At 38.1% G+C, this 10,796-nt stretch carries 14 protein-coding genes; all 14 read right to left on the bottom strand.

Features of this window, described 5'->3' with window-relative positions; translation table 11 throughout:
• Nucleotides 1-57: 57 nt before the first annotated feature.
• The 14 genes from BLQ00_RS05745 to BLQ00_RS05680 are packed head-to-tail and all read right to left on the bottom strand — an operon-like array spanning nt 58 to nt 10,795.
• Entirely contained in the window at nt 58-546 is a 489-nt protein-coding gene (locus tag BLQ00_RS05745) for a hypothetical protein (protein WP_093141680.1), read from the bottom strand.
• Nucleotides 547-915, bottom strand: coding sequence for an ApeI family dehydratase (locus BLQ00_RS05740; protein WP_093141678.1), 369 nt, complete (start codon nt 913-915; stop codon nt 547-549). It abuts the gene before it with no gap.
• Nucleotides 916-1,560 carry a flexirubin biosynthesis protein LolB2 gene (lolB2, locus tag BLQ00_RS05735; RefSeq protein WP_093141675.1) on the bottom strand — a complete coding sequence of 215 codons (645 nt, stop codon included), beginning with the start codon at nt 1,558-1,560 and terminating at the stop codon, nt 916-918. It abuts the gene before it with no gap.
• Nucleotides 1,538-2,164, bottom strand: coding sequence for a flexirubin biosynthesis/transport protein LolA2 (lolA2, locus tag BLQ00_RS05730; protein WP_093141674.1), 627 nt, complete (start codon nt 2,162-2,164; stop codon nt 1,538-1,540). The genes lolB2 and lolA2 overlap by 23 nt, the downstream gene beginning before the upstream one ends.
• Nucleotides 2,157-2,900, bottom strand: a complete 744-nt coding sequence (locus BLQ00_RS05725; RefSeq protein WP_229792571.1) for a polysaccharide deacetylase family protein — start codon at nt 2,898-2,900, stop codon at nt 2,157-2,159. Before BLQ00_RS05725 ends, lolA2 begins: the two co-directional genes overlap by 8 nt.
• Nucleotides 2,901-2,919: 19 nt before the next feature.
• Nucleotides 2,920-3,990 (bottom strand): beta-ketoacyl synthase N-terminal-like domain-containing protein, encoded by a 1,071-nt coding sequence (locus BLQ00_RS05720; RefSeq protein WP_093141669.1) that lies wholly within the window; start codon nt 3,988-3,990, stop codon nt 2,920-2,922.
• Entirely contained in the window at nt 3,990-5,192 is a 1,203-nt protein-coding gene (locus tag BLQ00_RS05715; protein WP_093141667.1) for a beta-ketoacyl-[acyl-carrier-protein] synthase family protein, read from the bottom strand. Before BLQ00_RS05715 ends, BLQ00_RS05720 begins: the two co-directional genes overlap by 1 nt.
• A 54-nt stretch (nt 5,193-5,246) precedes the next feature.
• On the bottom strand, nt 5,247-5,504 hold the full coding sequence (locus BLQ00_RS05710; RefSeq protein ID WP_093141665.1) for a phosphopantetheine-binding protein: 258 nt from the start codon (nt 5,502-5,504) through the stop codon (nt 5,247-5,249).
• Nucleotides 5,501-6,118, bottom strand: coding sequence for a 3-oxoacyl-ACP synthase (locus tag BLQ00_RS05705; RefSeq protein ID WP_093141663.1), 618 nt, complete (start codon nt 6,116-6,118; stop codon nt 5,501-5,503). Before BLQ00_RS05705 ends, BLQ00_RS05710 begins: the two co-directional genes overlap by 4 nt.
• Before the next feature lie 6 nt (nt 6,119-6,124).
• Nucleotides 6,125-7,186 (bottom strand): methyltransferase, encoded by a 1,062-nt coding sequence (locus BLQ00_RS05700; protein ID WP_093141661.1) that lies wholly within the window; start codon nt 7,184-7,186, stop codon nt 6,125-6,127.
• Between the two features lie 9 nt (nt 7,187-7,195).
• Entirely contained in the window at nt 7,196-8,368 is a 1,173-nt protein-coding gene (locus tag BLQ00_RS05695; protein WP_093141657.1) for a beta-ketoacyl-[acyl-carrier-protein] synthase family protein, read from the bottom strand.
• A complete protein-coding gene (locus BLQ00_RS05690; RefSeq protein ID WP_093141654.1) occupies nt 8,361-8,813 on the bottom strand; it encodes an acyl-CoA thioesterase in 453 nt (150 codons plus the stop codon). Before BLQ00_RS05690 ends, BLQ00_RS05695 begins: the two co-directional genes overlap by 8 nt.
• Nucleotides 8,791-10,059 (bottom strand): ABC transporter permease, encoded by a 1,269-nt coding sequence (locus tag BLQ00_RS05685; RefSeq protein WP_093141651.1) that lies wholly within the window; start codon nt 10,057-10,059, stop codon nt 8,791-8,793. The genes BLQ00_RS05690 and BLQ00_RS05685 overlap by 23 nt, the downstream gene beginning before the upstream one ends.
• A complete protein-coding gene (locus BLQ00_RS05680; RefSeq protein WP_093141648.1) occupies nt 10,052-10,795 on the bottom strand; it encodes an ABC transporter ATP-binding protein in 744 nt (247 codons plus the stop codon). Before BLQ00_RS05680 ends, BLQ00_RS05685 begins: the two co-directional genes overlap by 8 nt.
• Between the last annotated feature and the right edge of the window lies 1 nt (nt 10,796).

Raw genomic sequence — 10,796 nt, 5'->3', positions numbered from 1 at the left:
TAAGTATCAAAATTTGACGCAAATGAATGTACGAAAAAAAGGACTGAGATTTTAACGCTAGAACGCTTCTCTTTCCGAAGCTGTAAAGCCTTCAGAATGCATCACAAACGACTTTACAAATTCTTTTAAACCAGCATTTGTAAGTGTGCTATAGTGTGTGGTTATAAATTCTTTGTCTTCAGAAATGTTTTTGTTGTACTTTAAAAACTTTGGAACGTTCTCTTGTATCGACATTCTAATGACTCTTATTTCAATGTTATTAGGTTCCGAAGCCACTGCATACTCAAGCAATAGCGCGCCTTCTTTAAACAAGTCTTTTTTCTGATCTTTTCCTTTTGCGAACTTTGCTTGCATGATGGTTGAAGCACCTTTATAAGCGACCAACACCGTTTTATCCTTTTTGGTTACTTCTGAAAGGGATTCGTAAAAAGCAAGCGTACGTTCTTGATTACCGTTCGCAGCAATATAACTATCCCGCAATTCTGATAACTCGGGAACTTTTCCGAAGAAAGAAACACACAAAAAGAAATAAAATAACACTTTCATTTAGGCAATCACTTTAAAAGTTGCACTTAGTTTTAGAGCCACAGTATCCTCAAAAGAACTGGTATTTTTAATCTTTACCACACCGTCTTCTTCTGAAATGGTAATCGCTACTTTCAATACAGGATTAACCTCAGGATTGATAATGGCCATGAATTTAATGTTGGACGATACCGATAAAAACAAGTTTTTTCCCGTTGCTTTTTCAGTAAGTTCTTTAATCATCTGAAGCATACAAACGCCTGGCATCACCGGGTTCCCAGGAAAATGTCCTTTAAATATATCGTGCTCTTTATGCAACTCGATCATTGCAGTCACTTCAGCGTCTTGCTGTTCAAAACTCGTTATTATATATAATCCTTCTAGTAACATTTAGTTCTTTTTAAAATAATCCATCGTAATGGACAGTTTGATATTTTGATGATTGATTGCAATTTTATCGGCAATCATTTTTGCTTCGGAAAGTGTTTCAGAAACCAACGGTGTTACCAAAACAACCACCTTTTCTTTGCTTTTAGAGGTGTTTACAATTTTTTGCAATTGCCCCTGTGGATTCGTAAAGAAATAAAAATTATATCGGTTTTCCGCAACCGACTTATAAACTTTATAGTCATCAGAAACAAACTGCTCTTGTACTGGCATTGTTTCCGTAAGCAATAATTTAAAGTCTTTCCGCAGTGTATTTACCAGTATCTTTTTGTCTAAATCCTCCAAAATAAAGTTCTTGGTAAATTGATCACCTTCAAAGAGGAAATCAAAAATCTTACTTCCAAACTCGGTCGTAAACACCACGCGATGTTTGTTCACACCAACTTTCTTTATAATTACAATTCCGCCAAAATTATTCCCATACACCGCAATTTTAGCCTTGTACACATAATCGACAGCGGTGTCTGAAAAGTACGGATTTACAACCGTTGCCTCCGAAATTTCGGTGGTTTGCAATCCTTTCGTGGTTTTTAACGCACACGAAGAAGTGACAAAAACGAGGAAACTAATTAGTAAAAACCGCATCATTCACGTTGCTATTTACAATTCGATTGGTAAAAACGATGCGCGTAAAATCTTCAGACGGCTCTACCATTTTCACTTCAGTTACCGTTGCATCTTCTTTAGTAAATAACAATTCAAAAGAAGCAATATACCCAGCCATTTTTTTGTCTTTCGGTGTAAAAATGACTTTATTCTCACCATTTGTTTTTAAGTAAGAAACGTCAAAATCGGCCGTATCAAACAAAGTTCCTTTTACACTATTCACGATAAGTTCGCTTAATTTTTTAAATAATTTACTACTTCCAATATCTACATTACTCTTGGTGCCACCATCATTAATTAGCAGCTGATCTTCTTTAAAAACAACCGTGTATTGATATGGGTTTGTATATTCCCATTTGACCAAATCAGGAGATTTAAACACTAGTTTTCCTGAAGTTTCAATATCGTTATCCAAAAAATCCAAATGCTTGTACTGCACAAAATCGCTTGTAATTGTTTTTGTTGCGGAAGCTGTTGTTTGCACTTGTTTTTTAAAAGCTATAATTTCTGAAGCATTCATTGTTACTTCTTGTCCAAAGAGAACCGAACTACAAACTAGTACTAAAATAAAAAGATACTTACGCATAGGCTTCAATCGCTAGCAATTGGTCCACAGGAACCGACTGCATTTGTTTTGTTTGCAAAAATAGCAATAACTGTTCCAATACCTTACTTGTTTTCTCACTCGAATCGTGAAGCAAGATAATATCACCCTTCTTCAAGTCTTTTGTAACGCGTTTTACTATTTTTTCTTCGGAAAGTTTCGTGGTATCGAAGGAGCGTTTGTTCCAACCTATCGATTGTAGTTTTGTTACTTGGAGTGCCTTTTTAATATTCGGATTGGTCACTCCAAAGGCTGGACGGTATAATTTCAGCTCTAAATTGGCCACTTTTTTTGCAATAGCATTTGTTTGTTGCAAATCTTCGATTACTTTTTGGGTGGAAAAAAATCCAAAACCATTGGAGTGTGAATACGTATGGTTTCCTACCGTATGTCCTTCAGCTAGTATCTGTTTAAAAATCTCAGGATGGGAAGCGATATTTTTCCCTACGCAGAAAAAAGTAGCTTTTGCATTGTACTGTTTCAGCAAAGAAAGCACTCGTAAGGTGTATTCAGGATTGGGACCATCGTCAAAAGTAATCGCAACTTCATTTTTTGATATTGCAATATTGCTATGTAACGATTTCACATGATAATTCCACTGAATCTGAAACGATCCAAAGGCAGTAATAATAATCCATAATACAAACAAAAGAAGAAATACTGATAGGGAAACGGTGAAAAAGAAAGAAGCAAGTAGCAGCAAAACAAAGGCTCCCACAAAAATGAGGTTTGTTGTTTTAAACCTCAACATGACGCAACAATGTTAAACTATGATTTTCTCCACGATATTGATTGTACAGTAAGATGGTGTTAACTTCAGAAGTTTGTATCGTGTTTAATTGAGCTGCTTCAGGTACCGATTGGCTTTTCATTATTTTTGAAGCCATCCAAAGTCCGAAAGAAGACGCTGTATGAAACTCTCCAGAGAGTTGTTTGTAAGTAGCTTGTGGTGTCTCAGCAAACACCTTATCTGTAAGTTCATGGTAATAAGTGTCGTATGCTACATCACCATTATTCCCTAAAATTATTAAATCAACATCTGAAATAAAAAGTCCGTTTACCTGTAAAAAGGTTAAAACTGCTTTGGAAAGTGTACGTATTTCTAAAGTATTAAACATTTTTACATCCAAAAGCTCAGCGTAGGTTTGTGCAGCCCTTAAATTAGAAAGCACAAAGAAATTCGCGCCTTCGCTAAACACGGCTCCCGATGTTTTTGAGTTTAACACCGTTTTAGACGTAACCGCTTCTGGCTTGATATGATTGATCAATCGGTGAATCTTCACGGTATGCGCTCCCAATTCATCCACGCCACCTACCAATATGTTCTCAGCTTCTTCAGTTTCTAGTTGCATTTTAGCATCTAGCAACGCCGATTCAAACGAAATACTCGCGTGTACATACGTAAAATTATAGCCATTACAGCCTAGTCCCAATGCTATTTGTCCGCCAACAGTATTGTGGGTAGATTGTATAAAAGAAGTCGGCGTAAGGTATTCTTCGTTGTTATCGATAATCGCACTCACAAATTTTTCAGAATCGACCACGCAGCCCATTCCTGTTCCTGTTATGACAGCATCCACATTTTCGAGATTTGCTTCGGCCAATGCAATTTTGGAGGCCACCACCCCCATTTTAATTCCTTTTGCCATTCTGCGGGCAGCGGCGGGTGGAATGTAATCTTTATATACAGGATCTATGGCTGGAAGTACCGTATCGTTATAGTCGGCAATAGTTTCCAAAAAGGAAGCGTTCTCAAAAGTTTTTTGAGCCGAAATAGAACCGATACTGTTTATATAGACCTTTTTCATTATGCGTTTTTTGAAAATAGTACCGTAGAGCAATTTCCTCCAAACCCTAACGAGTTAGACAAAACAGTCTGTAATTCTTTTTCTTTTAAGGTAGTTTGCGGCGTGATAGCAAACTCCTTCATTTGTGTTTTAAAATTGAGATTCGGGAAAATAACGTTGTGTTGCAATGCCAACACAGAATACACCGCTTCTATCGCTCCTGCGGCTGCTAAGGTATGCCCCGTATAAGCTTTTGTAGAACTAAAGTCTGGAATCGCATCGCCAAACACATTGATGATCGCGCGTCCTTCAGACAGGTCGTTATTTCCTGTAGCAGTACCATGAGCGTTGATGTAATCGATGTCTGAAGGTTTCAAACCGGCAACTTTCAGTGCTTTTTCCATTGCCAAAGTCGCACCATCCCCATTTTCTGACGAAGCCGTTTGATGATACGCATCGTTTGCGTTTCCGTAGCCTTTCACATACGCCAACACCTTTTTGTTTTCAGCTTTTACAACCGCATCACTTTCCAAGACTAAAAATGCAGCGGCCTCTCCTAGATTTAACCCTTTACGGTTTTCATCAAAAGGAGTGCTGTAGGTATCGCTTAAAATCATTAGAGTTTTAAACCCGTTGATGGTAAACTTCGACAAGCAATCGGTTCCTCCAACAACCACGCGATCTAACTTACCAGACTTTATAAGGCGAGCTCCCAACATAATAGCGTTTGCTGCCGAAGAACAAGCCGTACTGATGGTTGTTACCAAACTTTGGTGTATTCCAAGCTGTTGGGCTATTTTTTGTGTGGAATCCCCTGCGTGATGTCCTTCAATATATTTTTGTGTGTTTGTATTTTCTAGATAGTCGTAGTAATAGGTTTCGGTCATATCCATTCCACCAACACTGGTGGAAGAAACGAGCCCTGTTCTGTACTGGTTGATGTCCGAAATTTGTGCGTCAGCAATCGCCTGTTTTGCAGCTATAGCACCCAGCAATGCCGTACGACAATAATTATTTGTAGCAGGTAAGTCGAGTTGTTGTATTAACGCTTCATTTGAACTTTCAATCTCGCCCACCATAATGGCATCGCGATGCACCGTATCTATTTTTGAAATTCTAGAAATTCCTTTTCTACCTTCAATAAGCGCACTATAATTTTCTGCCACGTTGTTTCCAATGGCAGAAATAATTCCCATTCCGGTGATTGCTATGCCTTTTGACATGAATTTCTGTATCTAGGAAGCTTATCGTGGTATGAAAAACTTCAAAAAGTTCGTTTATTTAGTTCTATGCTCGGCAATGTAATCTGCCATAACCCCTATCGATTCAAAAATTTTACGCCCTTCTTTCGGGTCAGAAAGTTTAATTCCGTAGTCTTTATCAAGCATTACAATTAGCTCTAATGCATCGATAGAATCTAATCCTAGGCCATCTCCAAAAAGTGAGTCGTCATCAGCGATATCAGCTACGGCAACATCTTCTAGGTTTAATTGCTCTATGATTTTTTCTTTTAACTCTTCTCTTAATTCACTCATAATCTATATAATCTGGTTATTTCGTTGTTGTTATGTTCAATCGTGCCTTCGCTGCTTACCAAATATAAAAAAGCTTCATAAGAATCGGCATCAAAATCTACCCAACCGCACAGTACTTTTTCAGCTTTGTTTGTTTTTAAAAGACTTTCAGTATACACTTTTAACAAGTCTGCACTAAACGTTTCAAATATAAAAAAACTATTTTCAGAAAACAGTTTATGCTTAATACTTATCTCTCCAATACAAATATTGGGCAAGGTATATACAAACACGGCGGGACTCGGATAATAATTCTTTGGATCTGAAATAGACGCTTGATGCTTCCTATCGGTATCCAAACTAGACGCCCTATTGGAAAGCACAATGGCTATATTTTTTTCTCCTTCGGAAAGTGACGTATCTTCTTTTAACAGTACGTCTGCGGCTAAAAAGGCTAGTTTACTAAGATTGTCCATCTTAAAAAACTTTGAATACTTCGTGTCTAATTCTTTATACGCTGCTTTAATAAACGTTAAAAAATCTTCCGAAGCTATTTCAAAAAGGGGCGCTCCGTTTAGCGAAACAGTACTGTTCTTAATATGGCAATAACGCTCTATGTGAAGTTTTGTAGACACCTATCCTTATTTTTTCTTGCAAATAAACATTGTGTGATATTCGCCAACAGCGATATCTTTCGAAATTTTCAACCCTGCCTCAGCAATTAAACGTTCAAAAACGGTAGCGCTGTACATTTTACTATTTCCGTTGGCAAGCACCGTAAAATATAATGAAGTCGCCTCCAATATAAATTTTGCATTGTCAAATTTCTGGCGATCGGTAAAGGTTTCTGTAATGCGCAACTCTGTGTTTTCGTCCATAGAAGCCACACAAACCTTTAGTATTTTTAATATCTCAGCTTCCGAAAAACAATCTAAAAACTGACACATCCAAATAAGGTCTGCACCGGTTGGGATTTGAGGATTTTCCGACAACCAATCTATTTCTTGTCCGTCAATTCTAGTTTCAAATCCGTTGCTTTTAGCGTTTGCCAAAGCCTTGTTTAACTGTCCTGGCAAATCGACAATCCGAATATTTACTTCTGGATCAAACTGGCAACAAGCAATCGCAAACTTTCCGGTGTTTCCTCCAATGTCGAAGATGGTTTTTGGCGGATTCTCAAACACCAATTTTAACGCGTCATCAAAAATGGGATCGGAATAATGATGGTCAAAATCGAACCATGATTTTTGTATTTCCGGAGGCAATTGCGATAAACCTTCGTAAATCGTATTCCAATTACCTAATTCAGGCAATCCTGCTGGCTTCCCTGTTTGTATCGATTCTTTTAAATGATACAAACCTTTGTAGCACACCTGATTTGTAAAATTAATATTTGCGCTGGCAGTGGTATTAAAATTTAAAAAGTACCCCACTTTACTAAGTTCGTAGGTATCGTCTTCACTTTTATCAACAATACTAGAGCTTTCAGCAATTTCTAACAAAACTCCAATACCATAAGGACTTATAGATAACGCTTCCGAAATCTCTTCAATGGTAACTCCACCCTTGTCTCTATTGTCAAAAATATAATCGAAAATCCCTAATTCGCGAAGGGAAATTGTGGCTTGAAAAACGAAGGGTGCAAAAGCAATTCGTTGTGCTTCTTCTAGTGCGTCGATGGCTCTCATTGCTTTTTTTGACATTCGTATTGATTAATTAGTTTGGTTATTAGTTTCTGTGTTGTGACACTTCTGAAAAATCGCTGCAGTATTACATCCTCCAAATCCTGAGGCTGTTTTTAAAAATACTGAAACTTCTTTAGGCGCTACTTCCGTAATAATAGTAAGCGGTTTTGAAACCCCTAATTCTGAAAACCCCAACGATGTAAAGAGTGTATTTTGATGCAACGAATGCATTCCTACGATGGTTTCTACCAATCCTGAAGCGCCTAAGGTATGTCCAAAATATCCTTTCAAACTATTCAGAGGGACATTTTGTAGCGCTGCTCTATTAAATGCAATGGCTTCCATCTCATCGTTAAACGAAGTTGCCGTTCCGTGTGCAGAAATATAATCAATCGTAGAAGCTTCGATAGCTGCCTCTTTCATGGCACTCTGGATGCTTCTATACAATCCTTCTCCCGTTCGTGAAGGTCCCGAAATATGATTGGCATCGTTGCAAGAAGCCTCTCCTAAAATCTCCACAGCTTCTGGCGCTAGATTTTTTTCTTCGGAAGTAACTAATGCGCTGGCAGAAAGTTCTCCAATAGTGATTCCTGTACGATCGTTGCTATAGGGTTTGCAAGGCAACGAGCTCATTGCTTGAAACGAATTGAATCCCGACAAAATAAATTGCGACACAATATCGCCACTGGCTATAAATACGTGATCGTAAGTTCCTTGCTGAATGTATCGTTTTGCGACTGCCACTGCCAAAACACCCGAAACACAAGCGTTTGAAAGTACAATGGCATCATTTTGAAATCCGAAAAAGTTTTTTAACACATTTCCAAGTGCTGCTAAATAGGCGCGTTTTTCAGGAAAAGGACTGTCTTTTTCTAGTACATCTATATTTCCTTTGGTCGTCGAAATAATCAACCCCACACGATCATTTAATGGAAGTTTAGAAGCTTCAATTACGTGTTGCAGTGAAAGAATGAGCAGCTGTTCTAAACGTGTATAGGCTTCTGTAGCGCCGAACTGATGAAATGCTTCCGAAATAGCTTCCGAAGCAACTAAAGAAGCATAAAAAGGCGTTGGGAACAATTTCGGGTCTGAAATCTTACGTATCCCCGACACTTCATTGGCAATGTTTTCCACCACCGCTTTACTATCGAAACCAAGCGCCGATACTATAGAATTATATGAAACATACACCTTACGCATTCAACAACCCTTCTTTTAGTTTCCAAGCTCTAAAAAACTCGGGAATACTCAGTGAAAGATCGCCAGAATCTAAGGACACAAATACTTGTATGGTTTCTCCTGTACACACCAATTGTCCTTCAGGATTGTAAATTTCGTACCTAAAAATCATTTTTGCCGCGGGCGAATCTACATAAATCGTTTTTACAGTCGCAATATCGCCATAACGTAACGGTAGTTTGTGCTCGCTGGTAGATTTTACAATTGGTGAAGCGAAGCCATTGTCTTTTTGATCCAAATAGGAAATTCCGTGATGGCGCCCAAAAGCTTCTCTTCCATCTTCAAAATACTGAATATAATTTCCATGCCAAACAATTCCCAAAGGGTCTGTCTCTACAAACCGAACGCGAATTTCGTTGGTAAAACTTATTTCTTTATGTGAATTATACCGTGTTTTTCCTTTCATTATAAACAATTGAGATCAATGTGGTTGCTACAAAAAACAAGAAGAGCAACCCTATTTCGGGAAGAATATCTAACAAACTTCCATTTCTTAAAAATACATCATAGAATCCATTTAACCCCCAATTCATGGGTGAGATCGTGGACAATAGCTGCATAAATTTAGGCATTATAAATACGGGAACCCAAACGCCGCCCATCGCAGCTAAAATAACCACGAAAGTTGCGCCAAAAGGTGCCGATTGTTCTTGTGTTTTGGCAAGTGTTCCTAAAAGTAATCCCAAGCCAATTGCTGCTAATCCCGCAAAAATAGCGACTACAAAAAGTAAAGGCAGTTTCCCTGAAACATCTAATTGTGGGAGTCCGAGGTGCGGAAATACATACACTCCTAACAATAACATTAATGTAAATTGAATGAGGCAAACCCCTAAATACACAACTGTTTTTCCTCCCAAAACAGTTCCGTATCCCACAGGATTGGTACGAAGGCGCACAAAGGTACCCTGGGTTTTTTCTTTCACCATATTGATGGAAAGCGGAACGATGATAAAAAAGATGGCAAAGAGGGTCCACGCGGGCACGTTGTGTTGTGTGGCGTTCGGAATGATTTCTTTGTTGTCTTTTGTGGGAATAATTTCTTTAAATGTGATAAAACTATTGGTCTCGAAAATGGCATTGTCTTCTTCGCCAATTTGCTCCTGAAACGCCTTATAAATAGATTGGGTTTCAATTTGAGAAATCATTTTATCGATTCCGTTTTTTACCGAACTTTTAAAACTGACTTGTGTGGCAGGATCAAAATACAAACGGACTTCCTTCTGAAAGTTTTGATCTTCCGTTGAAGTTGGAGAAGTTTCTTCTTCTAGTCCGAACTGCGCTAAAATACCTTCCACATTTGTGGTTACTTTTTTCTGAAGGTCGGCAGATAAATTTTCAGGAATTACAATTGCTAATTGATACTTCCCTTTAAAAACCGCTTCTCTCGCTTCTTCTTCGGAAAGACTCTCGATAATTTCAAATGAGTTGGAAGCCGCTAAGCCTTCAGAAATATGTTCGGCGATTTGCCCTTGGTCGTTATCGACAAGCAATACCGGAATTTTAGTATCGTTAATGGTTTTAAAGGTGTTGTTTTGAATCAGCGTAATGGTAATAACCAATACCAATGGCATGATAAATAATATCGCCAGTCCTCCAATATCTCTTGAAAGGAGCAATGCTTCTTTGTATGCCGATGCTAGTAATTTATGCATGGTCTCTAAGGGCTTTACCGGTGAGTGCTAGAAAAACATCTTCCAAATTACGGGCATTTTCTTGCGCAGCAATCAAATCTGAAGGAACCCCTTTGGTAATAATCGTTCCTTGGTCTATAATAGCAACCCGTGTACATAAATTTTCGGCTTCATTTAAATGGTGTGAGGTGTAAATAATGGTCGTTCCGTTCGCATTTAACTGCTTCAAATGATCTATAATTACATTTTTAGACTGCACATCTACGCCAACGGTAGGCTCGTCTAAAAACAACACCTTCGGATTGTGTAAAATACTTGCAATTAAATTGATGCGACGTTTCATTCCGCCAGAAAAAGTATCTATCTTTTTATCTGCAAAGCGAGACAAACCAAGTGTTTCTAGATGTGAATGAATGCTATCTTTTAACACTTTTCCTTTCAAACCGTACATACTTCCGAAGTAATAAAGATTTTCGTAAGCCGTTAAGGTTGGATATAAGGCATATTCCTGCGGAACAATACCAATGAGTTGTTTGAGTTCTTTTTTGTTTTCTTTGAACGAAAGATTATTAATGGTAAAGGAACCCGAGGTCGGTTTTAGTAAAAAGCTCAGCATGGAAATAAGGGTGGTTTTCCCTGCACCGTTCGGACCTAACAATCCAAATATTTCTTGATCTTCAACGACTAAATCCAAGTTTTGGACCGAATAATTTTCGGCACCCTTGTACTTCTTGGATAGTTGTTGAATTTGAATCATA

Origin of the sequence: Ulvibacter litoralis (genome assembly GCF_900102055.1) — a bacterium.
Lineage (GTDB): Bacteria > Bacteroidota > Bacteroidia > Flavobacteriales > Flavobacteriaceae > Ulvibacter > Ulvibacter litoralis.
Note: the sequence above shows the minus strand (reverse complement) of the source record. Positions and strands in the feature narration are given on the sequence as shown.

Coding starts and splice junctions, on each gene's coding strand:
- BLQ00_RS05715 (WP_093141667.1), bottom strand. CDS start 5,192: ATGTCAAAAGGCATAGCAATCACCGGAATGGGAATTATTTCTGCCATT.
- BLQ00_RS05740 (WP_093141678.1), bottom strand. CDS start 915: ATGTTACTAGAAGGATTATATATAATAACGAGTTTTGAACAGCAAGAC.
- BLQ00_RS05720 (WP_093141669.1), bottom strand. CDS start 3,990: ATGAAAAAGGTCTATATAAACAGTATCGGTTCTATTTCGGCTCAAAAA.
- BLQ00_RS05710 (WP_093141665.1), bottom strand. CDS start 5,504: ATGAGTGAATTAAGAGAAGAGTTAAAAGAAAAAATCATAGAGCAATTA.
- BLQ00_RS05695 (WP_093141657.1), bottom strand. CDS start 8,368: ATGCGTAAGGTGTATGTTTCATATAATTCTATAGTATCGGCGCTTGGT.
- BLQ00_RS05685 (WP_093141651.1), bottom strand. CDS start 10,059: ATGCATAAATTACTAGCATCGGCATACAAAGAAGCATTGCTCCTTTCA.
- BLQ00_RS05690 (WP_093141654.1), bottom strand. CDS start 8,813: ATGAAAGGAAAAACACGGTATAATTCACATAAAGAAATAAGTTTTACC.
- lolB2 (WP_093141675.1), bottom strand. CDS start 1,560: ATGATGCGGTTTTTACTAATTAGTTTCCTCGTTTTTGTCACTTCTTCG.
- lolA2 (WP_093141674.1), bottom strand. CDS start 2,164: ATGCGTAAGTATCTTTTTATTTTAGTACTAGTTTGTAGTTCGGTTCTC.
- BLQ00_RS05700 (WP_093141661.1), bottom strand. CDS start 7,186: ATGTCAAAAAAAGCAATGAGAGCCATCGACGCACTAGAAGAAGCACAA.
- BLQ00_RS05680 (WP_093141648.1), bottom strand. CDS start 10,795: ATGATTCAAATTCAACAACTATCCAAGAAGTACAAGGGTGCCGAAAAT.
- BLQ00_RS05745 (WP_093141680.1), bottom strand. CDS start 546: ATGAAAGTGTTATTTTATTTCTTTTTGTGTGTTTCTTTCTTCGGAAAA.